Annotated in this window: 14 protein-coding genes; 9 read left to right on the top strand and 5 right to left on the bottom strand. The window is 61.0% G+C overall.

Annotation, left to right across the window (positions count from 1 at the left end; all coding sequences use genetic code 11):
- Nucleotides 1–101 precede the first annotated feature (101 nt).
- On the top strand, nucleotides 102–1,721 hold the full coding sequence (locus tag OKC31_RS01095; protein ID WP_118853636.1) for a methyl-accepting chemotaxis protein: 1,620 nt from the start codon (nucleotides 102–104) through the stop codon (nucleotides 1,719–1,721).
- Between the two features lie 67 nt (nucleotides 1,722–1,788).
- On the opposite strand, the gene OKC31_RS01090 is transcribed toward OKC31_RS01095, so the two are convergent.
- Nucleotides 1,789–2,391, bottom strand: a complete 603-nt coding sequence (locus tag OKC31_RS01090; protein WP_270655990.1) for a DUF924 family protein — start codon at nucleotides 2,389–2,391, stop codon at nucleotides 1,789–1,791.
- Between the two features lie 250 nt (nucleotides 2,392–2,641).
- On the opposite strand from OKC31_RS01090, the gene OKC31_RS01085 reads away from it, so the two are divergent.
- From OKC31_RS01085 to OKC31_RS01075, 3 genes are all read left to right on the top strand, one after another.
- A complete protein-coding gene (locus OKC31_RS01085; RefSeq protein ID WP_167572119.1) occupies nucleotides 2,642–2,782 on the top strand; it encodes a hypothetical protein in 141 nt (46 codons plus the stop codon).
- Nucleotide 2,783: 1 nt separating this feature from the next.
- Nucleotides 2,784–3,704 carry a DUF808 domain-containing protein gene (locus tag OKC31_RS01080; RefSeq protein WP_139740797.1) on the top strand — a complete coding sequence of 307 codons (921 nt, stop codon included), beginning with the start codon at nucleotides 2,784–2,786 and terminating at the stop codon, nucleotides 3,702–3,704.
- A 123-nt stretch (nucleotides 3,705–3,827) separates the two neighbouring features.
- Entirely contained in the window at nucleotides 3,828–5,624 is a 1,797-nt protein-coding gene (locus tag OKC31_RS01075) for a M3 family oligoendopeptidase (protein ID WP_270655989.1), read from the top strand.
- A 64-nt stretch (nucleotides 5,625–5,688) separates the two neighbouring features.
- Here the strand turns inward: OKC31_RS01075 and OKC31_RS01070 are convergent, their stop codons facing one another.
- On the bottom strand, nucleotides 5,689–7,095 hold the full coding sequence (locus OKC31_RS01070) for a nucleobase:cation symporter-2 family protein (protein ID WP_069527695.1): 1,407 nt from the start codon (nucleotides 7,093–7,095) through the stop codon (nucleotides 5,689–5,691).
- Between the two features lie 505 nt (nucleotides 7,096–7,600).
- Here OKC31_RS01070 and ycfP point away from each other — a divergent pair.
- On the top strand, nucleotides 7,601–8,140 hold the full coding sequence (gene ycfP, locus OKC31_RS01065; RefSeq protein ID WP_005334000.1) for an alpha/beta hydrolase YcfP: 540 nt from the start codon (nucleotides 7,601–7,603) through the stop codon (nucleotides 8,138–8,140).
- Nucleotides 8,141–8,214: 74 nt separating this feature from the next.
- Entirely contained in the window at nucleotides 8,215–9,507 is a 1,293-nt protein-coding gene (locus OKC31_RS01060; RefSeq protein WP_005333998.1) for an NAD(P)/FAD-dependent oxidoreductase, read from the top strand.
- 84 nt (nucleotides 9,508–9,591) lie between these two features.
- On the opposite strand, the gene OKC31_RS01055 is transcribed toward OKC31_RS01060, so the two are convergent.
- The 3 genes from OKC31_RS01055 to OKC31_RS01045 form a co-directional block, all read right to left on the bottom strand.
- Nucleotides 9,592–10,233 carry an energy-coupling factor ABC transporter permease gene (locus OKC31_RS01055; RefSeq protein WP_005361550.1) on the bottom strand — a complete coding sequence of 214 codons (642 nt, stop codon included), beginning with the start codon at nucleotides 10,231–10,233 and terminating at the stop codon, nucleotides 9,592–9,594.
- Between the two features lie 88 nt (nucleotides 10,234–10,321).
- A complete protein-coding gene (gene pflA / locus OKC31_RS01050; protein ID WP_005333994.1) occupies nucleotides 10,322–11,119 on the bottom strand; it encodes a pyruvate formate lyase 1-activating protein in 798 nt (265 codons plus the stop codon).
- 65 nt (nucleotides 11,120–11,184) lie between these two features.
- On the bottom strand, nucleotides 11,185–14,121 hold the full coding sequence (locus tag OKC31_RS01045; RefSeq protein WP_100653432.1) for a sensor domain-containing phosphodiesterase: 2,937 nt from the start codon (nucleotides 14,119–14,121) through the stop codon (nucleotides 11,185–11,187).
- Nucleotides 14,122–14,256: 135 nt separating this feature from the next.
- On the opposite strand from OKC31_RS01045, the gene OKC31_RS01040 reads away from it, so the two are divergent.
- The 3 genes from OKC31_RS01040 to OKC31_RS01030 all read left to right on the top strand — a co-directional run bounded on the left by OKC31_RS01040 (nucleotide 14,257) and on the right by OKC31_RS01030 (nucleotide 21,868).
- Nucleotides 14,257–15,945, top strand: a complete 1,689-nt coding sequence (locus OKC31_RS01040; protein WP_100653433.1) for an FAD-dependent oxidoreductase — start codon at nucleotides 14,257–14,259, stop codon at nucleotides 15,943–15,945.
- 214 nt (nucleotides 15,946–16,159) lie between these two features.
- Nucleotides 16,160–16,819 (top strand): DedA family protein, encoded by a 660-nt coding sequence (locus OKC31_RS01035; RefSeq protein WP_270655987.1) that lies wholly within the window; start codon nucleotides 16,160–16,162, stop codon nucleotides 16,817–16,819.
- 165 nt (nucleotides 16,820–16,984) lie between these two features.
- Nucleotides 16,985–21,868 carry an alpha-2-macroglobulin family protein gene (locus tag OKC31_RS01030; RefSeq protein ID WP_270655986.1) on the top strand — a complete coding sequence of 1,628 codons (4,884 nt, stop codon included), beginning with the start codon at nucleotides 16,985–16,987 and terminating at the stop codon, nucleotides 21,866–21,868.
- Nucleotides 21,869–21,872 lie beyond the last annotated feature (4 nt).

Genomic DNA, 21,872 nt, shown 5'->3' with positions numbered 1-21,872 from the left:
CAACGCCATGAAAAATAAACAACAACGGCCCGCCAATGCGGGCCGTTGTTGTTTATGGCTCGTCTACACTGCTAGATAGTTTCCATCTGGAGTGTACGGTTATGAATATTGCTCGCCGACTGCAACTGATAGCCCTGCTGGTTATCCTTGCGCTCATTTTTCTCAGCTGGTTCAGTATCAACCGCCTTGGGGCAGGCAACCGTGATTTGAGCTATGTGACGGATAATACGGTGCCCAGTATTTCTCTGATTAAGGAAGTACAGGCCGATTTCTATGAGCTGCATTCGCATGTACAGACTCATATCCTCAACACTGACAATAGCAAGATGCAGCAGATCGAAACGGACATCGCCGATAAGCGTAAACAGATCAGTTCGCTGCTGGAAAAATATAAAGCCGAGATGCTCTCCAATGATGAAGATCGGCGCCTGACCGATGATGATCAACGCATTATCGCGCAATATTATCAGGAGATAGACAAGGTTCTGCAGCTCTCCAGCCAAAACAAGAACGATGAAGCAAGAGACGAGCTGGCGACGGAGGCCTCTAGACTGTTTGAGCAGTTTGCCAAGGCAATCGAGCTTCACGTCAACTTCAATATGGATTTGGGACTGGCGATCAAGAAGCAGGGCCAGGAGAACTACGACAACAGCCTGCAAACCCTGTTGTTTATCGCCGGTGGTGCCACCATACTGACGATGGGGCTGTTTGTCTGGTTGTTCAATCAGGTGGCCAATCCCCTTCGCACCGCCATGGATACCCTGACCCGGATCCAGCGTGACCTCAACTTTACCCTCAGAGCAGACGTGAAACAGCAGGATGAGATTGGCCTGACCCTCAATGCGGTCAACCGGCTGCTCGATACGCTGCAACAGACATTTACCGAATTTTCCGTCGGCAGCTTGCAGATCAAGAGCACCGCTGAATCCCTCTCTCAGGCAGCGCAACACCTGGCCAGCTCGGCCAGTCAGGCCAATGATGCTACCAGTCTGATTGCCGCCGGTGTGGAAGAGATGACGGTCAGCATCACCGATATTTCTCAGCGTACTCAGGAGACGAGCCGCATCACCAATGAGTCGGGGCAGCTGGCGACCGAGGGAGGCCGGACCATCGAGCGCACCGTCCATGCCATCAACGAGATAGCCGACTCGATCCGGCAGGCCTCGGCCGAGGTCATTGCGCTGGGTGAGGGCATTTCGCGCATTGGCGGTGTGGTCAACGTGATCCGTGATGTGGCGGGGCAGACCAACTTGCTGGCCTTGAACGCGGCCATTGAAGCGGCGAGGGCCGGGGAGTCCGGCCGTGGCTTTGCGGTGGTGGCAGATGAAGTGCGCAAACTGGCTGAGCGCACAGCCCAATCCACCCAGGAGATCTCCGCCACGGTAGAGGCGATCCAGCAGGAGTCGAACAATACGGTCTCCCGCATGCATCTTGTGGAGGAGAAGGTGAGTCAGGGGGTCACCATGGCGACCGAGAGTGGCGCCATTATTGCCGAGATCCGCAGTGCGTCGCACCGGGTGATGGAGCAGGTGGGCGAGATCACCAATGCCATCCGCGAGCAGAGCTCGGCCGCCGAGTCGATTGCCCATCAGGTGGAGCAGATTGCTCAGGTCGTGCAGCAAACCAGCAGCACAGCGGAGGAGACCTCAGCCGCAGCCGAGGAGCTCAATGTCACCACCGAGAGCATCCACCAGCAGATATCCCGCTATCGCATTCAGTAACGCCGAGAGTTGTTATCCATCCGCTATCCCCGCCAGCCAGCTGGCGGGGATTTTTTATATGACCTGCTTAGAAGCCTGAGCCCGGTTGCTGCAAAAATGCCGCCTCTTCCGGTGTGCTGGTGCGACCCAGAATGTCGTTGCGGTGGGGGAAGCGGCCAAAGCGTTCGATGATCACCTGATGGCGGCGGGCAAAGTCGGCAAATCCTGCGAAGGTCGCTTGCGCCGGTGTGCCAGCCTGCTCGGCAGCCAGTGCCTCGAACAGGGCCACACTTCTGGCCTGTTGTTCGCGGGATTCAGCATGTTCCAGCGGCAGATAGAAGAAGACCCGCTCCAGTGGCGAGAGGGATTTGTCCGCCCCGATGGATAGCCCTTTCAGGCAGAGATCCCTGGCCAGCGGATCCTGGGCAAAGGCCGCAGGCGTGCCGCGATGGATATTGCGCGGCAGCTGGTCAAGCAGCAGGATCAGCGTCAGCCGACCGCTGGGAGCATCGGCCCAGTGGGTGAGGCTGCCCTTGGCCGCGGCCTCTGCCAGCTCGCCAAAGCGGCTGGCCAGCAGGGCATCCGTTTCGCTGCTTTTTCCCCACCAGAGGGGGGCTTGCCGTGTGGCCCGCAGGACATCATCGGCTTCGTCGCCAAACCAGAAATCGAGCAGAGGTTGCCAGGGTTGCATGGGAACTCCTTGAGGTGATTCAGAGGGAACCAGGAACAAATGGCTCAGGGGTGCTGCCGAAACGGCGGCTTCTCGTTACACTGTGCCATCTTTTGCCCGAAAGACGTAACCCCCGATGGTGAGCGCCGGATTCTTGGCGCGACCGATGATGGCCTGCGATCGCCATGAGGTGGTCCTGTTGACCCTGGTGGTTATCGGGACGTACACCTCTCTCCCGGGGTTGTTCTCACAGATATAAGGAATCTTTGATATGGCCGGAACGAGTTTGTTGGCCCTGCTCGATGACATCGCCAGCGTGCTTGATGACGTGGCGCTGATGACCAAGTTCGTGGTGAACAAGCGCGAGACATTTTTCGGGAAGACGTTTCTCACTGATATAAGGGATCTTTGATATGGCTGGAACCAGTTTGTTGGCCCTGCTCGACGATATCGCCAGCGTGCTTGATGACGTGGCGCTGATGACCAAGATGGCGGCGAAGAAGACTGCCGGGGTGTTGGGGGATGATCTGGCCCTCAACGCGGAGCAGGTCTCCGGGGTGCGTGCCGAGCGGGAGCTGCCGGTGGTGTGGGCGGTGGCCAAGGGGTCATTTCGCAACAAGCTGATTCTGGTGCCCGCCGCCATCGCCATCAGTGCCCTGGTGCCCTGGCTTATCACGCCGCTCTTGATGCTGGGAGGTGCCTACCTCTGCTTTGAGGGGGCCGAGAAGCTGGCCCACAAGTTCCTGCCCCATGAAGTGAGCGAGGGGGAGGCACATACAGCCCCCATTCCCGATGATCTGGTAGCCTTCGAGCAGCAGAAGGTAAAAGGGGCGATTCGCACCGATTTTATTCTCTCTGCCGAGATCATCGTCATCGCCCTTGGCACGGTACAGGGAGCAAGCCTCGCGCTGCAGCTCTCGGTAGTGGCAGGCATCGCCCTGCTGATGACCATCGGGGTCTACGGGTTGGTGGGGCTGATCGTCAAGCTCGATGACATCGGTCTGCATCTGCTGCAAAAACCCGATGGCAGCGCCCTGCGTCGCGCGGTGGGGCAGGGACTGCTGGTGACGGCGCCCCGCCTGATGCACCTGCTGGCACTGGTCGGCACCATCGCCATGTTTATGGTGGGCGGTGGCATTCTGGTGCATGGCTGGCCCTTTGCCCATCACCTGATTGAAGGTGCAGCCGCTGTCGTTGCCACCCTGCCCACAGTGGGGGCTGTACTGGCGGCGGTGACGCCGACTCTGCTCAACGCCGTGGCCGGTGTGGTGGCGGGTCTGCTGCTGGTTGCCGTGATGACGCTGGTGAGCCGTATTGCCCCGGCCAAGGGATAAGCGAGCTTGCGGGCCATTGTCTCTTTTTTCCTCTCTTCATTTTTTGGCCTTCGGGTTGCCTGGTTTCGGACTTGCTGCCCGCAGGTCTGTTGCGCCTCCCGATAAAGGTCTTTGCGAGAAGTTATGTATCAACAACAGTGGAATAACGACCATATCTACCCGGGCCTCGACAGCCCCGAGCTGGAAGCGGACATGCGCGCCGCCCGCCACGCGCTGGAGGAGCTGGCCAGCTATATGGCGGGTCTGGACGGGGTGCACGACGCTGACGCAGCGCTGCTGGATTTCTTGCGGGAAGTGCGGCTGCGCGCCCGTGATATTCGCCATATCGGCTGGAACGTCGCCATTCTGGCCGCGTGCCGCGGCAGTCAGGATGCGCGGGATCCGCAGGCCAAACAGCTGGCGTCCCGTGCCCGCGCCCTCAACGCCGATCTGTTCAAGACCCTGGCACCGGTGGAAGATCTGATGCTGGCGTTGCCGGAAGAGGAATTCGCCGCGCTGATGAGTGATCCGCTGCTCGGTGAGGAGGCGTACCGCCTGCGCCACGAGCGTCGTTTGCAGGATCAGCGCTTGCCGGTGGCGGCGGAGCAGCTGGTGATTGGTCTGGGCACCGATGGTCTACACGCCTGGGGCAACCTCTATAACGATCTGGTGGGCAAGATCCGCTTGACCATTGATGGCCGCGAGATGGGGCTGGCCGAGGCGAGCAATCTGCTCTCCAGCCCGATACGTGCGCTGCGTTTAGAAGCCTTTGATGCCATCAGTGCTGGCTGGGAGGGAGAGCAGGAGACGGTGGCCGCCATCCTCAATGCCCTCAACGGCTGGCGGCTGGAGCTGGCCCGCCAGCGTGGCAACACCCGGTTGCTCGATGCGCTGGATCTCTCCTGCCACCAGAGCCATATCGAGCGTGCCACCCTCGATGCCCTGATGAGCGAAACCTGGCGAGCCCGTGGGTTGGGCCAGCGCGCCCTGGAGCTGATGGCCGAGCGCCTTGGTCTCGACGATCTGGGGCCGGAGGATCTCTTTGCGCCGCCGCCTGCTTCCAGCAGCCGCGACATTCCTTTTGATGAGGCGGTCGAGTTGATTGCCGATGCCTTTAGCCGTTTCGATCCCGAGATGGGGGCGTTTGCCCGCATGATGGCCGAGAAGGGGTGGATTGATGCGGCGCCCACGCCAAATCGCCACACCGGCGCCTACTGCACCAAGTTTGCCGAACCGGTCGAACCGCGGGTCTTCGTTACCTATGCCGGCACCATGGATAACGTCATTACCCTGGCCCATGAGCTGGGCCACGCATGGCACAACTGGGTCATTCGCGATCTGCCGATGAGTCAGCGCAGCTACCCCATGACGCTGGCGGAGACCGCCTCCATCTTCGCCGAAACCCTGGTGCGCAGCGCCCTGTTCGAGCAGGCGCAAAGCCCGGAAGAGCAGTTGGCCATCGCCTGGGCCGAGGCCGACGGCGCGGCCACCTTCTTGGTCAATATCCCGGCTCGCTTCGATTTCGAGCAGGCCTTGGTCGCCGAGCGAGCGCAGGGTTATGTGTCGGCAGAGCGGCTCAAGGCGTTGACCGACGAGGCGTGGGGACGCTGGTATGAGGGGAGCCTGACCCGCTATAACCCCATGTTCTGGGCGGCCAAGGCGCACTTCTCCATCGCGGGGCTGGGCTTTTACAACTATCCCTATCTGTTCGGTTATCTGTTCAGCCTCGGGGTCTATCAGCAGTTGATGAGCCGCAAGGCGGCGGGGGAAGAGGGCATTGCCGAGGCCTATCGTGCCTTGTTGCGCGATACTGGCCGGATGAGCGCCGAAGATCTGGTAGCCAAGCATCTGGGGCAGGATATCCGTGAGGCCGCCTTCTGGCAGGGGAGTCTGGCACAGGTAGCGCAGGCGGTAGAACGCTTCGCGCAGTTGCCTGCCTGATTGGGTCAGCGGTGATATTAACAAACAGGCCCCCGGACAGTCTCGCTGTCCGGGGGCCTGTTTGTTATGCCTGCTTTTGTTGCGGTTTGATGGGACCAACGAACAGAGGACGGGTCTGGTGAGTCAGATCCGGCTGATAGCCGTTGAAGAAGAGGTTGAGCAGCACCGAGCTGATGGTGGCCAGCAGGATACCGCTATGAAAAAGCGGTTGTAGCTGCGCCGGAAGCTGTTGGAAAAAATTCCCGGAGACCGTCGGGATCATGCCAATTCCGAGACTAATGGCGACGATATAGAGGTTGTGACGGTTGCTGTTGTAATCGGTGCGCGCCAGGATGCGAATGCCGGTGGCCAGCACCATACCGAACATCACGATACCGGCGCCCCCCAGCACGAAGGGCGGGATGGAGGCGACCAGCACCGACATCTTGGGGATGAGGCCAAAGGCGAGCAGGATCCCCCCCGACATCACGCAGACCCAGCGACTCGATACCCCGGTCACGCTCACCAGACCGATATTCTGGGAGAAGGAGGTGTGGGGGAAGCTGTTGAATATCCCACCAATAATGGTGCCGATGCCATCCACCCGCAGCCCGCGCACGATATCACCGCGCCTGGCCGGATGGCCGACGATGTCGCCAAGGGCCAGAAACATCCCCATCGACTCGATAAAGGTGATCAGCATGATCACCGTCAGGGTGGCGATGGAGATGGGATCGAAGGTGGGCCAGCCGAAGGCGAAGGGCACTATGGGGGCAAACCAGGCTGCCTCGCCGAGGCCATCGAGGCTCACTTCGCCCATGGCGATGGCCACCACGAAACCGAAGATGATCCCGAGCAGCACCGAGATATTGCTGAAAAAGCCCTTGGTGAAGCGGGTCACCAGCAGGATAAAGACGAGCACCAGAAAGCTGGTGCCGATATAGCGCAGGCTGCCATATTCCGGATTACCCTTGCCCCCCGCCATCCAGTCGATCCCCACCTGCATGATGCTGATCCCGATGGAGGTGATAACCACCCCGGTGACGACGGTGGGGAAGAGCGGCATCAGCCGACCTATCAGCGGCACCAGCAGGGTCGAGATGATACCGGCGGCGATGGTGGCGCCGAAGATGCCCGTCAGCCCCAGATCCGGGTTGGCTCCGATGGCCAGCATGGGCATCACGGCGGCAAAGGTGACCGACATGATGACCGGCAGCCGGATCCCGGCAAAGCGGCCAATCCCGACACATTGCAGCAGGGTGACGATGCCGCAGCAGAAGAGATCCGAACTGATAAGGTAGGAGATTTGATCCTTGGGCAGCCCCAGACTGCCGCCAATCACCAGTGGCACCGCCACGGCGCCAGCGTACATCACCAGCACATGTTGCAGGCCCAGGGTAAAGAGTTGGCCCATGGGGAGCATGCGCTCCACTTCATCCACCGGGCGCTTGCGCGCACCCGGTCGGGGGGAGGGGGGATTGGTCTCGTTCATGAACAGATCACTCCTTGAAGCCCGCGCAACTGCTACAGGCAAGATAGTGAAAGCCGCAGCTTTCCCGGTCATTGATCTCGTGTATTGACAGAGGTGCCAGATCCCTCGGCAGTAGTGAGAGGGACCCGGTGCAGCACGGGTCAGTGCACAAAACATGCACAACGCCGCTCACGAGAGAAAACGTTTGGCGATAACGCCTTGTTTTTGCGGGATGAGTCACATACCGGCCAGATAAGTGTCCGGCTGTTGGCAGGGGAAGGAGGTGGGGGCATCTCAGATTGGTAAGGGGTTTATCATTATTGGTCTGGCGATCTCACTTTGATAGCCGGGCACCATAACGTTGCTCGCAATGCGCCCCTCTGCATGTGACGGCGCTCGCGGGCCGCAGGGCGCAATCGGGGGCGGGGGCGTGATCCAAAGCAAGAAAGTTGGATGTTTTGGTGGCGCGCATGGCCGCCGCTGGGGTAGTTTCGATAAAACCGACACAGATCCTGAGGTCTTATCCATGATCATCTATCTGCATGGCTTTGATGCCACCAGCCCAGGCAATCACGAGAAAGTGCTGCAGTTGCAGTTTATTGATGATGATGTGCGTTTCGTGCACTACAGCACGGTTCACCCCCGTCATGATATGAGCCATCTGCTCAAGGAAGTGAAAAAACAGCTCGATATGAGTACCGATCCCAAACCGCTGATCTGCGGCGTGGGTCTTGGCGGCTACTGGAGCGAGCGCATCGGCTTTCTGTGCGGCATTCGCCAGGTGATCTTCAACCCCAACCTCCATCCGGAAGAGAACATGCAGGGCAAGATCGACCGGCCGGAAGAATATGACGATATCGGTACCAAGTGTGTAACTGAATTTCGTAAGAAAAATTCAGGAAACTGCCTGTGTATCCTTTCCGTTCAGGATGAAGTGCGCGATAATCGGGACACTGAACGTGAATTGAAGAACTATTACGACATCGTGTGGGATGAGCGCGAGACTCATAAGTTCAAAAATATCTCGCATCATCTGCAGCGGATGAAGGCCTTCAAAGAAGCCTGATCCATCACGTCGACCGATTTCGTTTTAGGGAGCCAATGGCTCCCTTTCGTTTTGAGGAACCGAGGAAAATCATCATGATGAATATTGTCGTTGTAGGCGGCGGCGCCGGTGGCCTGGAGCTGGCTACCAGTCTGGGTCGCAAGCTTGGCAAGAAGAACAAGGCCAAGATCACTCTGGTCGATCGCAACCGCACCCACCTGTGGAAACCCCTGCTGCACGAAGTAGCCACCGGCTCCATGGATGCGGGCATCGATGCCCTGAGCTACCAGTCTCACGCCAAGAACCACGGTTTCGACTTCCAGCTCGGCACCCTGACCGACATCAAGCGTGACGATAAACGCATCGTGCTGGCCCCGATCCACGACGACAATGGCGACATCGTGGTCAACGAGCGCGAGCTGCCCTACGACTATCTGGTGATGGCCATCGGTTCTGTCTCCAACGACTTCAACACCAAGGGCATCAAGGATAACTGTATTTTCCTCGATAGCCCCTCCCAGGCGCACCGTTTCCACAACAGCATGATGAACCGCTTCTTGCAGTTCGCCACCGAATATAAGCCGGGCGATAAGGTGAAGATTGCCATCGTCGGCGGCGGCGCCACCGGCGTCGAGCTCTCTGCCGAGCTCTACAACGCGGTCGAGCAGCTCTACGCCTACGGCTTCAAGAACCTCACCACCGACAGCCTGAAGGTGACCCTGGTGGAAGCGGGCCCGCGCATTCTGCCGGCTCTGCCGGAGCGCATCAGTGGCGCCGCCCATCAGGAGCTGGTCAAGCTGGGTGTGGACGTGCGTACCGCCACCATGATCACCGAAGCGACCAGCGACGGTCTGCACACCAAGGATGGCGAGCTGATTGAAGCGGATCTGATGGTGTGGGCGGCCGGTATCAAGGCACCTGACTTCATGAAGGATATCGCCGGTCTTGAGACCAACCGCATCAACCAGCTGGTGGTGAAAGAGACCCTGCAGACTACCCGTGACGAGAACATCTTCGTCATCGGTGACTGCGCCGCCTGCCCGCAGCCGGATGGCAAGTTCGTGCCGCCGCGCGCCCAGTCTGCCCACCAGATGGCCAGCCAGGCGTTCAAGAACATCCTGGCCAAGATGAACGGCGGCGAGATGAAGCCCTACCTCTACCACGACCACGGTTCGCTGGTGTCCCTCAGCCGCTTCTCCACCGTGGGTAGCCTGATGGGCAACCTGATGCGCGGCTCCATGATGGTGGAGGGCTACATTGCCCGTCTGGTTTACATCTCCCTCTACCGGATGCACCAGATCGCCCTGCACGGCTACGTCAAGACCGGCCTCATCATGCTGGTGGGTCGCATCAACCGGGTACTGCGCCCGACCCTGAAGCTGCACTAAGCCGGGATTTGGCAACATGTTGAATACCAAAAGGAGAGGCGATGGCCTCTCCTTTTTTATGGGCGCAGATCAGGAAAGAGAGCGTTACTTGCCCAGATAGGTGCGGTCGAAGAAGGTATTGACCCAGTGGGGGCGGTAGATGGCCAGCACCGTCATCGCCATGCCGTTGAGCAGGGCTTCGGGAAACAGCAGCAGTGGCCAGATGGAGAGGTAATCCGCCGTGATGGTGTGCCAGGGGTAGCTGTCGCTCAGCCCCATCAGCAATGCGCTGGCGGCCACCTTGACCGAGATGGTGATGGCGCCGCCGAGAAAGGCGGCCACGAAGATATAGACAAAGAGATGGCGCGGCAGCCAGGCCCAGCTGGCCAGAAACAGCAGCCAGCTGGTGGCCACCGGCAGGGCGATGCCAACCAGCGCTTGCCAGCCAAAATCGGCCAGATTGGTGACGCCGAAGTAACCGAGCACCAGCAGGGTCAGGCAGGGGGCGAGCAACGCCAGCCGCCAGCCGAGCAGCAGGGTGAGGGAGGTGAGCCCGAGAAAATGGACCTCCAGTCCCTCATGCAGACCGGCCCTTAGATACCAGAGCGGCACCAGCGCGATGGCACTGCCCAGCAGCAGGTGCTGATAGAGGGGGTTGTCATGGAGGGTCTGCCACAGGGAGCGGCGCAGGCTGAAGGCCAGCAGTACCAGCCAGATCAGGAGGGCGGCGAGTTGTCCTTCACTCATCTTGTCGTCCATTCATGCAGTAGAGTCCGGGCGGCCTTCCCGACCGCCCCATAGCAGAGCAGGCTGACGAATCAGCCTGCTTTTACCATCAATATTTGACGTTGTTGTGGTACTTGCCGAGGATGCCCTTGACCCGTTCCATGGTCTCCTTGCTGGGGGGCTTGATCCCGCTCAGCTCGTACGGGTCTCCCAGCACGTCCCACTTGTGTTTGCCCAGCTCATGGTAGGGGAGCAGCTCCACCTTCTCCACGCTCTCGCCCAGCTCGGCGATGAACTGGCCCAGCCCTTCGGCGCTCTCGTCGTCGTCGCTCCAGGTCGGCACCACCACGTAGCGGATCCACATGGTCTTGCCTTTGGCTGCCAGATAGCGGGCAAACTCCAGGGTGTATCTGTTGCTGACGTGGGTCAGTGGAATGTGTTTCTCGTCATTGATCTGTTTGATGTCGAGCAGCACCAGATCGGTCTGGTCGAGCAGCTTGTCCACCTGTTCGTCGAGATGACGGACGAAGCCGTTGGTGTCGAGACAGGTGTGGATCCCTTTCTCTTTGCAGGCGGTAAAGAGTTCGGTAATGAAAGCCGGTTGCAGCATGGCTTCACCGCCGGACGCTGTCACGCCACCGCCGGAGGCATTCATGAAGTGGCGATAGCTGGTGATGTCACTCATCAACTCCGGTACGGTCACTTCGCGGCCACCTTCGGTATCCCAGGTATCGCGGTTGTGGCAGTACTTGCAGCGCATCAGGCAGCCTTGCATGAATACGATAAAGCGTATTCCCGGGCCATCGACAGTGCCGCAGGTTTCGACGGAATGGATCCGGCCAACGGTGCCGTGAGCTCCGGCTGGCTGGCTGATTTCAACGGCAGGGATCCGATTAATGACAGACATAAACAACTCCAACGATTCGAGCAGGCCGTTATTTTATTACATAAACCCCTATTGATCCTACACCTTTAGTCCGGCGCCCGGCTGCCAAGCAGCTGCTCCAGCCCCTTGACGGTGAGCGGCCGACTGGTGAGAAACCCTTGATAATGCTGGCATCCCAGTGCTTTGAGGATGGCCAGCTGCGCCTCCTCTTCCACCCCTTCGGCGGTGACGGTAAAACGAAAGACCTGGGCCAGATCGAGTATCGCCTTGACGATGGCTCTGTCCTGTTCGCTGTGTACCAGGGTCTGAATGAAGCTTCTGTCCAGCTTCACCTCATCGGCGGGCAGATCCCGCAGATAGGCCAGCGACGAGTAGCCGGTACCGAAGTCATCGATGGAGATGAGGATGCCGAGCTCCTTGAGCTGGCGCATTCTGGCAATACTCTCCTGCCGATTCTCCAAGACTACCGATTCGGTCACCTCCAGCAGCAGGCGGGAGGGGGGCACACCGGTGTCGCGCAAGATGTACTCCACCTGTTGTACGAAGCCCTGGGTGTGGAACTGGCGGGCACTGACGTTGACCGACAGATGGGGGATCTGCAGGCCACGGTTGAGCCAGAAGCTGTATTGGGCGCAGGCGGTCTTCATCACCCAGTAGCCGATTTCGAGGATCAGGCTGGTCTCTTCGGCGATGGGGATAAACTCCCCGGGCGGTACCATGGTGCCGTCGCTGCGCTGCCAGCGCAGCAGCGCCTCGATACCCGACAGCGAGCCATTGTCGACCCGGTATTGCGGTTGGTAGTGGAGTTGCAGCTCGTGGTGACGCAGGGCATCGCGCAGCTCATTGGTAAGGGTCAGCCGGTTCTTCTCATGCTGGGCCATCGCCTCGGTAAAGAAGACGTAGTGGCCCTGACCGGCGCGCTTGGCCATGTGGGTTGCGGTGTCGGCCTGTTGCATCAGGACCAGATGATCCGTCTCGTTGCCGGAGAAGAGGCTGATCCCCACCGAGGCGCTGCAGTGCAGTTTGTGATCGCCGATGTCGAACGGGGTGCGAAACAGCCCCATCAGCTCGCGGGCGAAGTGCTCTGCCAGAATTTTGGCGGTGACTTCCCCTTGTCCCAGCTGGGTAAAGAGCAGGGCAAACTCATCCCCCGAGATGCGCGCCTGCACCAGATTGTCCTGGGGCAGCTCCCTGAAACGCTGCACCACGGCCTGCAGCAGCAGATCGCCGCAGGCGTGACCGAGGGAGTCGTTGATCGACTTGAAGTTGTCGAGATCCACCAGCAGCAGGGCGCCCCACTGGCCGTTGGAGGCGCTCAGGGTCTGCTGCAAAATATGGTTGAGGCTGCGGCGGTTGTGCAGACCGCAGAGATCGTCGTAGTAGGCGAGCTGCTCGATATGTCTGGCCGCCTCTTTTTCCTGGGTGATGTCGTAGAAGCTGCAGATAAAGTGGCTCAGTTCTCCCTGCTCATCCTTGACGCCGTTCACCATCAAGCGCACCGGAAAGAGGTGACCATCCTTGTGCAGGCAGCGCTCTTCCCCGAGCCAGAACTCCTGCTCGTTGACGGTGCGGCTGACATCTTCCTTGAGATGATCCCCGTAGTAGGTGGGACGCAGCTTGCGAATGGAGTGACCGATCACCTCTACCTCGCCAAATCCGGTGATCCGGCTGAAGGAGTGGTTGACCTTGAGGATGATGCCGTTGTGATCCATCACAATCAGTCCATCGTGGGTATTAAAGGCTACCTCGGCCAGCCGCAGGGCATCGTCGGTTGCGAGGCGCTTGAGTTCGATGGCGGCCCGCTCGTGCTGGCTGCTCAATAGATCCAGAAGCTGTTCGGGCTCCTCAAGGGGGGTATCGAGCAGCAGGGTGATCTGGCCAATGGGGGCGCCGCTCTGGCCATGGAGCGGAATGCCGATGTAGGCGCTGGCATTGAGGGCGAGCAGCCGGGTCGCTTTGGGATAGCGCACGGGCAGATCTTCCACATAGATGGCCTGACCATGCTGGAACAGCTCCTGAGCGGGGCCGGGGTCGAGCTGGATGGGCTTGAGGGTGGAGCAGATCTCTTCGTTGATGACGCAGCGGGGGATGATCCAGAGATCCTGACCACGGGGCTGGAACTCGCCGATCCAGCCCACCCGGGCACCGCTGGCGCTCATGGCCCAGCTTACCAGCGTCTTGCAGTAGTCGATGCCGGTCTGTTGGTGCAGTTCGGGCGGGAGGGCCAGCTCGGCGCGGTGCTCTTCCGGTTGCGGCTGCCAGTGGCCGAGCAGCTGGGCGCTGCTGCGCACCAGCTGCAACATCTCCTCGCTAAGCGGGGTGGGATCGAGATACTCCAGACTCAGCACCCCGAACAGCTTGTCCTGCTCCAGCAAGGCACCATCGAGGCGTGAGCGCACACCGGCACTGGTCAGATAGAGGTGATTGCTCAGCATCGGCTGGTGGGCGGCCTCCGAGAAGCTCAACGATTTGCGGGTACGCAGGGCGCGGATATAGCGGCTGTCACCACGAATGGGGTAGAGCGCCTCGACCCCCAGGGTGAACACTGGGGTGAGTTGTTCGCTGCCGAGATCGCCGTTGGCCTGATAGTGCCAGAGGATGAGCCGATCGGCCCCCAAACTCTCTTTAAGGGCCTCGAGCAGGGGCGCATACTGCTGCTGGCTCGCCATCTGGCTGAGGCGCGGCAGTTGCAATGCCAGGTCGGCGATGGGCTCCTGACGAAGGTTCTGCAGACAGATGAGCCAGAAGCCATCCTGCTCGTGGGCGAGGGCGATATGCCACAACTGGCTGGCAAAGCGCACGGTGATCTTGCCGCCATGGCCGTTGGCCAACAGTTGTTCGATGGGCAGGCGCAGGGCATCGGGCAGCTGGGCAGGCCAGGGGGCGCGCGGTTCGTCGAGCCAGTAGAGCGGGGTTTGCATCACGTCGGTCAGGGCGACCAGCCGTTGACTGCGCAGATCCAGACGGAAAAAGAGCGGCGTCTGGAGGGCAGGAGGAAGATGACTGAGTGCGGTAGACGACATGAACAAACAACATCCTGTTAAGCAACCGTCGGGGTTGCAAGAATACTGCAAAATGGTGTGAAACAAAATTTCATTGAATTCTAAATTAGAAAAGTCTAATTTATTGCCCATTATCATGTATGAGGAGTCTTGCAGATGAAACGGATCCTGATTATCGGTGGTGTCGCGGGGGGCGCATCGGCGGCGGCTCGTGCTCGTCGTTTGAGTGAAGAGGCAGAGATCGTGATGTTCGAGCGGGGCGAGTTTGTCAGCTTCGCCAACTGCGGTCTGCCCTATCACATCGGGGGCGATATCCCCGACCGGGATGCCTTGCTGCTGCAGACTCCCCAGAGTTTCAAGCGCCGTTTCAACGTCGATGTGCGGGTCTTCCACGATGTGATTGAGATCGACAAGGCGGGCAAGACCTTGCTGGTGCGCAACCTGCAAACCGGTGAAGAGCAGCGCGAGCATTACGATGTGCTGCTGCTGAGCCCGGGGGCTGCGCCGATCCGTCCTCCCTTCCCCGGTATCGACAGCCCCCATGTCTATACCCTGCGCAACATCCCGGACATGGATCGCATTCTGGCGGCCCTGCATCACGATCAGCCGCGCCACGTTACCGTGGTGGGCGGCGGCTTTATCGGGCTGGAGATGATGGAGGCGCTGCATCAGCGCAAGCTGGATGTCACCCTGCTGGAGCTGGCCGATCAGGTGATGGCACCGGTGGACAAGGAGATGGCCAACATGCTCCATGCCCGCATCCGGGAAGAGGGGATTGACCTGCGCCTGCGCACCGGCCTCACCGCCATCGAGAGTCTGGATCTGCCTGCCGAGAAGACCTCCGCCGTGCCGACCGCCAAAAGCGGTGGCCTGCGCCTGACCCTCAATGACGGTTCCCATCTTGATACCGGTCTCTTGATCCTCGCCATCGGCGTCAAGCCGGAAACCCTGCTCGCCGCCAAGGCGGGGCTGGAGCTGGGCCCACGGGGCGGCATCAAGGTGGATGCCGGGATGCGTACCTCGGATCCCTTCATCTATGCGGTAGGGGATGCGGTGGAAGAGATTGACTTCGTCACCGGCGAATCTGTGCTGATCCCGCTGGCGGGCCCGGCCAACCGGCAGGGGCGCATCGCCGCCGACAATATGCTGGGCCGAAGCGAAACCTACAAGAAGACCCAAGGGACCGCCATCTGCAAGCTGTTCGATCTGGCGGTGGCCAGCACCGGCCTCAACGAGAAGCGACTGGTGCAACTGGGATTGCCGTTCGAGAAGGTCTATGTCCATCCGGGCAGCCACGCCGGTTACTACCCGGGTGCCCATCCGGTCAGCCTCAAGCTGCTGTTTGCCCCGGATGGCAAGATTTACGGTGCCCAGGCCATCGGCAAGGATGGCATCGACAAGCGCATCGACGTGCTGGCGGTGGCCCAGCGCGCCGGTCTCACCGTGTTTGACCTGCAGGATCTGGAGCTCACCTATGCGCCGCCCTTTGGATCGGCCAAGGATGTGATCAACATGGCGGGCTTTGTGGCGAGCAACCATCTGAAAGGGGACACCCTGCTCTGCCACGTGGCCGAGGTGCAGGCTCGTAACCCCCATCAGCTGGTGGTGGACGTGCGCAATGGCCCGGAGCTCGACAAGCTGGGGCAGATTCCGGGGGCGCTGCATATCCCCCTCGACGAGTTGCGTGGTCGCCTCCATGAGTTGCCCAAAGAGAAAGAGCTGCTGATCAGCTGTCAGGTCGGGCTGCGCGGCCATGTCGCCTGTCGCCTGCTGAGCCAACACGGCTTTAAAGTGAAGAATCTCTCCGGCGGCTTCAAAACCTGGCAGATGGCCATCGCCGAGTAACCGTTTTATTTCTGTGCCTGTTTGCCCCTCTCCCTTGTGCGTGCAAGATGAGGGGCTTTTTGTTTCTGCTTTTCGCCCTCCTTGCATTCCCTAATTGCAGCAATATTTCGACACACTTTATTTCCTGTGCCGGACAAAATTAACGTTTTGTTCAGGGGATGGGTGCTATAACCCCTGCCTCGTTCATGATGAACCGTGTAGTAGGGAGAGTGACATGCTGGATATGCTGATGGCCATTTGGCATCAGGATTTTGACGCCCTGGTTCAGATGCAGGCGGTACCCCTGCTGATCAGTTGCCTGATGCTGGTACTGCTGCTGGAGTCCGCATTCGTCTTCCTGCCCCTGCCGGGGGACAGCCTGGTACTGCTGGCCGGTGGGTTGGTGGGCATGGGGGTGTTTGGCCCCGAAGTGACCCTTGTCTGTCTGCCGTTGGCTGCTGGCATAGGTTCCGTGCTCGCCTACTGGCAGGGACGGGCACTGCAGCGCACCCGCTTTATGGATCATATCGAACGGATGTTGCCTCCCGACAGCCTGCCCAAGGCGACCCGGCTGCTGAAAAAGTACGGTTTTCTGGCGATGTTCTCCTCCCGTTTTATCCCGTTTGTGCGGGTGCTGACCCCCATGCTGATGGGGATTGGCCGCCTGAGCGTGCTGCGGATGTGCGTAGCCAGCTTTGCCAGTGCCTTTATGTGGGCGCTCTGCCTCAGTTTGGTGGGCAAACTGGCGATGAATACACCCTTCTTCCTCCACCACAGCGAACTGTTGACCCGGGCCCTGCTGATTACCTCGCTGGTGCTGTTTCTGGCGGCCGTCATGGCCATCCTGTTTCGCTGGTTCAAAGGCGGAGCAAAAAACGAGACCAGCCACGACTAGATGACAACCCTTGCCGCACTGGATCGGTGGGCAAGGGGGTTCTCGTGCTGCTGGGGGGCGGAATTGTGTCCATTCGGGTAATGAGCTTTGTGTCGGGTGAGCAGGATGCCTTATCCTGTTTCCAGCCACGCTGCGTTTGCAGCGCTCCAACTCGGGATGGAACCTATGCGCCTCTTCGACTCTCCCTCTGCTTCTCACCGCTCTACCGCTGGAACCGACGCTTTGCGCCGCCGCTGGTCAACCCTGCTGCTTTGCGGGGTAGTCGGTTTGCTGTCTGGCTGCGGCCCTGACAAACCCACCAGCCAAGTACCGACCACAGAATCCACTGCCCAGCAGGAGGCCGGGGCGCCAACTTCTGTAGTGCAGGCCAATGCCCGCCAATATCGCGATGCCCCGGCGCTGGCGCTGGTCTTCTCCGGCCCCCTGTCGCCCAAGGCCAATTGGCAGAGCTGGCTTGCGGTCAGTGAGGGGGGCAAGCAGGTGCAGGGGGAGTGGATCCTCGCCGACGATGGTCGCACCCTCTATTTCCCGAACGTTCAGCCCGACAAGAGCTATGAAGTGAGCCTCAAGACGGGGCTGGGCCCATCCCCCCAGAGCTGGACCCTCAAGACCCGCCCGCTGGAGGCGGGAGCCTCCTTTACCGCCAGTGGCATGGTATTGCCGCTGCGTCAGGAACTTCGCTTGCCCATCAGCGCGGTCAACGTGGACGAGGTCAATATCGATTTCTTTCGGGTCGATGCGGAATATCTGCCCCGTTTTCTGGCGGAGTATCGCCCCGGTGCCGGCATGGGTAACTGGGAGCTTGAGCAGATCACCCAGCGGGCCAAGCGGGTATTCAGTGGCCGCTATGCGCTGGAGCTTGATGCCAACCGGCGCGAGACCCGCCTCATCAATGTGAAGGAGCCGCAGCTGGCGGAGGCTGGCGTCTACTTTGCGGTGATGTCGCCCCTTGGCAACTACGACTGGCGCAAGGAGACCACCTATTTCGCGGTGAGCGATATGGGGCTCAGTGCCCGTCGTTACCGCGATCAGCTGGAGGTGTTCGTGAGCTCCCTGGCCAGTGCCGACCCCCTCAAGGATGTGCAGCTCTCCCTGCTCGACGAGAAGGGCAACCGGCTCCAGGTGCAACAGACTGACAACCGTGGTCATCGGCGCTTTGACCAGGTGCAGGGGGCTCGCCTGCTACTGGCCGAACAGGGCAACCATCTGGCGGTGCTGCGCCTCGACGGGGCTGCGCTCGATCTCTCCACCTTCGATCTCGGCACCCAGCCCTGGCAGGCCCAGCAGTTGTATCTCTTTAGCGGGCGCGACCTTTATCGCCCCGGCGAGCGGCTCGACAGCGAGATCTTGCTCAAGGGGCAGGATGGCCAGCTGCTGCCCGGTATGGCGGTGGAACTGGAGGTGAAACAGCCGGATGGTCAGCTGCTCGAACAGAAGCGGCTGCTGCCGGACAATTTGGGCGCGGCCCATTACGGCTTGCGTCTGCCGGACGATGCGCCGCTCGGGCGCTGGACCATTAACCTCAAGACCGCCGCTGGCAGTCGTTTCGAGTGGCCCTTTTTGGTGGAGGAGTTTCTGCCGGAGCGGTTGAAACTGCAGCTTGGCAAGGGGCCGGATGGTGAAGTGACGGATTTGGACGCCGCTCTCATCCTGCCGCTGCAAGGGGACTATCTCTATGGCGCCCCTGCGAGCGCAACCAAGGCTAAGGCGGAGGTAAAAATCAGCCGCGCTACCATGCCTTTCACCCAATGGCAGGAGTTCACGCTGGGTGACGTACTGCTCGCCGAGCAGGCCAAGGATCTCGAGGCGCGGAGTCTCACCCTCGATGCGCAGGGGCAGGGGACTTTTTCGCTTGCTGATGAGCTCGATGGGGTGCGCGCCCTCGGGCCGCTGGAGGTGGCCTATCGGGTGTCGCTCGCCGAGCCTGGTGGCCGCGCCGTCAATCGCAGCCGCACCCAGTATGGCTGGCCCGCGGGCAGCCAGTGGCCGGCGCTCAAGGCCGATTTTGTGGCGGAGCGGGTAGAGGGGGGCAAGCCGCTCCCCTTCCAGATACTCAACCTCGATGAGCGAGGCCAGCCGGTGGCGGGGGCGGTGAAGGTGCGCCTTATCAACGAGTACCGCGACTACTACTGGCACTACGCCGATGGCGAGGGGTGGAAGTACGAGTTCAACAGCCAGCCCTATCTGGAGCAGGAGCAGACCCTGCAGCTGGATGGCAAGGGGCCGACCCCGCTCACGCTGCAACTGGCGGCGGGCTGGTATCGATTGGAGGTGGAGAACAGTCAGGGCCATCAATCGAGCCTGCGGGTGGAGATCGGCAGTTACGCCTGGGGCGGCGGTGGCGAGCAGGCGCGGCCCGACAAGATTGCCATCACCCTCGACAAGCGCGCCTATCAGGCGGGTGACAAGGCCAAGGTGACCCTGGTGGCCCCGCGCCCCGGCAAGGGGTTGCTGCTGGTGGAAGATGGCGACGGCCTGCGCTGGTGGCAGCGTATCGAGCTCAAGGGGGCCAGTGGCGATGCCAAGGATGCCCGCGGCGAGTTCGAGATCCCGGTCAGCCCCGAGTGGCAGCGCCATGATCTGCACATTTCGGCCCAGATCGCCGCGCCAGACAGCGCCTCCAAACCGGCTGGCAAGCAGCAGGGGCAGAGCCTGCGCTCGGTCGGGCTGGTGCCGCTCACCCTGGATCGGGAAGCGCGCCGTCTGCCGCTCACCCTGAGCGCGCCGGACAAAGCCGTGCCGCTTACCCGGCTGGAAGTGACCGCCACCTCCATCCCCAATAGCCAAGGGCGGGTGGTGCTGGCGGCGGTGGATCGGGGCGTGCTAAACATCAGCGATTACCAGCCTCTCGACCCGTTCGAGATCTTCTTTGGCCGCAAGCGCTTCTCCCTAGATTTGTTCGACAACTACGGGCAAGTGATCCCGCCGCAGGATGGCAAGCTGGCCCGCCTCAACTATGGGGGCGACCGTGCGCCGCTGAAAAAGGGTGGTGCGCTGGAGAGCCGGGTCGAGATCGCCGCGCTCTGGAGTGGCGAGGTGAGTTTTGACCAGCAGGGCAAGGCGGTGATCCCGCTCGATTTGCCCAACTTCAACGGCGAACTGGCTCTGATGGCGCTGGCCTGGAACGAACAGCAAGTCGGGGAGGCCGAGCGCGCCGTCAAGGTGGTGGCGCCCTTGGTGGCCGAGATTGGCTGGCCGCGCTTTGGCGCCAGAGGGGATGAGACCCGGGCGCTGGTGCAGCTGCGCAACATGAGCGGCGAGGATCAGACCCTATCCCTTGCCTGGACCCTCAATGGCGGGCTCAAGGCAAATGGCGAGCTGCCCGGCACTCTGTCCCTTAAAAATGGCGAAGAGCAGTGGTTGACCCTGCCGCTCACCGTGACCGGGGCGAGGGGTGTGGCAAGCCTGCAGTTGGCGGCTAGCGGCAAGGATTTTGCCATCAGCCGCGACTGGTCTCTGCCGCTGCGCTCCCCTTGGCCAGCCGAGACTCGCCAGCGTTACCAGATGCTGGCCCCCGGCCAACAGATGAGCTTTGCGCCAGCTGAGCTGGCCGGTCTGGATCGCGCCAACCTGCAGGGGCTGCTCAGCCTCTCCGGCACTCCCCCCTGGGATCCGGCAGCCCAGTGGCAGGCGCTGGCCGATTACCCCTACGCCTGTCTGGAGCAGACCTTGTCCCGTGCCTGGCCCTATCTGCTGACCACGGCAGATGAGCGCATCGCTTGGAGCAAACCCGCAGAGGGCAAGAAAGCAGCGAGCGAGGCGGATGTGCAACGCGCCCTGCTACAGCGGCTGCAGCGGTTGCAACTGCCAAGCGGTGGCTTTGGCCTGTGGGATGGTCGCTCCGACGAGGAGCAGTGGCTCACCGCCTATGCCGCTGACTATCTGCTGGCGCGCAAGGAGGCAGGCGATGCAGTGCCGGAGGCCATGCTCAATCAGGCTTTGAACCGGCTGCAAAGCTATCTCACCGACAGTCAGTATGGTGAGCGCTGGAGCAGTGCCCCCGAGCACAGCCGGTTGGCCTATCAGGCTTACAGCGCCTATGTGCTGGCCCGGGTGGGCAAGGCGCCGCTCGCTACCCTGCGACTTATCTGGGAGCAGCAGGCCGATCACGCTCGCTCCGGTTTGCCGCTGCTCCACCTCTCGCTGGCGCTCTCGGCCATGGGGGATGAGCAGAACGCCGCCAAGGCCCTCAGCCGGGCATTGGCGACCGAACGCGGGGATGACTATCTGGGGGATTACGGCTCACCGCTGCGCGATCAGGCCCTTGAGCTCTCCTTGCTGCGCCAGCACAAGCTGGCTGCGGAGCGCTGGCCTGATCTCAGCGCCAAGGTGGCCGATACCCTGGCTCACCGTCAGTGGCTCAGCACCCAAGAGCGGCTCGCCTTGTTGCGAATCGCCCGCTTCGATCCGGCCGTCGACTGGCAGGCCAAGGTCGCCTCATCCTCTGGCATCGAAGCCTTGAGCGGTTCGGCCCCGTTGCAACTGGGGGCCCCCGAGGCACTGGCGGCCAGTGTGGTTACCAATGAGGGCAAGGGATCCCTCTATGTGCAGCGTACTCTCATCGGCTATCCCGAGCAGGCTCCTACCCGGTTGAGTCAGGGGATAAGCGTGACCCGCAGCTGGTTCAATAGCGACGGTCAGCCGTTCGATCTGGCCAAGGTGAAGGTAGGCGATCTGGTGGTGGTGCGGCTCAACGTCAGCAGTGAGTCGGCGGTGCCCGATGCCCTGCTGGTAGAGATGGTGCCCGCTGGCTTCGAGCTGGAGAACCCGGCCCTTGGCAACAGCATCAAGCTCGAAGAGCTCTCCATCGAGGGGAAACCGGCGTGGCAGAGTGAGTGGAACGACTATCTCAAGCATCAGGAGTTTCGCGACGACCGCTATACGGCGGCGCTGGATCTGAGTGAGGGGAGCAACCAGCAGCTGGTCTACCTGATGCGGGCGGTGACGCCGGGTCGCTATCAGGTGCCACCGACTCAGGTGGAGGATATGTACCGACCCGAGCTGCGGGCCGTGGGGGAGGATATTCACGAGGTCGTTATCTCTGAGTAGCTGG

Origin of the sequence: Aeromonas sp. Y293-4 (assembly GCF_027705905.1) — a bacterium.
Lineage (GTDB): Bacteria > Pseudomonadota > Gammaproteobacteria > Enterobacterales > Aeromonadaceae > Aeromonas > Aeromonas veronii.
The sequence above is the reverse complement of the archived record's forward strand: the minus strand, read 5'-3'. Positions and strand labels throughout refer to the sequence as shown.

Bases quoted from the DNA above. Each gene is read 5' to 3' on its own strand.
- OKC31_RS01090 (WP_270655990.1), bottom strand. From the start codon at position 2,391: ATGCAACCCTGGCAACCTCTGCTCGATTTCTGGTTTGGCGACGAAGCC.
- OKC31_RS01095 (WP_118853636.1), top strand. From the start codon at position 102: ATGAATATTGCTCGCCGACTGCAACTGATAGCCCTGCTGGTTATCCTT.
- OKC31_RS01060 (WP_005333998.1), top strand. From the start codon at position 8,215: ATGATGAATATTGTCGTTGTAGGCGGCGGCGCCGGTGGCCTGGAGCTG.
- OKC31_RS01080 (WP_139740797.1), top strand. From the start codon at position 2,784: ATGGCTGGAACCAGTTTGTTGGCCCTGCTCGACGATATCGCCAGCGTG.
- OKC31_RS01070 (WP_069527695.1), bottom strand. From the start codon at position 7,095: ATGAACGAGACCAATCCCCCCTCCCCCCGACCGGGTGCGCGCAAGCGC.
- OKC31_RS01045 (WP_100653432.1), bottom strand. From the start codon at position 14,121: ATGTCGTCTACCGCACTCAGTCATCTTCCTCCTGCCCTCCAGACGCCG.
- pflA (WP_005333994.1), bottom strand. From the start codon at position 11,119: ATGTCTGTCATTAATCGGATCCCTGCCGTTGAAATCAGCCAGCCAGCC.
- OKC31_RS01075 (WP_270655989.1), top strand. From the start codon at position 3,828: ATGTATCAACAACAGTGGAATAACGACCATATCTACCCGGGCCTCGAC.
- OKC31_RS01030 (WP_270655986.1), top strand. From the start codon at position 16,985: ATGCGCCTCTTCGACTCTCCCTCTGCTTCTCACCGCTCTACCGCTGGA.
- OKC31_RS01035 (WP_270655987.1), top strand. From the start codon at position 16,160: ATGCTGGATATGCTGATGGCCATTTGGCATCAGGATTTTGACGCCCTG.
- OKC31_RS01085 (WP_167572119.1), top strand. From the start codon at position 2,642: ATGGCCGGAACGAGTTTGTTGGCCCTGCTCGATGACATCGCCAGCGTG.
- OKC31_RS01040 (WP_100653433.1), top strand. From the start codon at position 14,257: ATGAAACGGATCCTGATTATCGGTGGTGTCGCGGGGGGCGCATCGGCG.
- ycfP (WP_005334000.1), top strand. From the start codon at position 7,601: ATGATCATCTATCTGCATGGCTTTGATGCCACCAGCCCAGGCAATCAC.
- OKC31_RS01055 (WP_005361550.1), bottom strand. From the start codon at position 10,233: ATGAGTGAAGGACAACTCGCCGCCCTCCTGATCTGGCTGGTACTGCTG.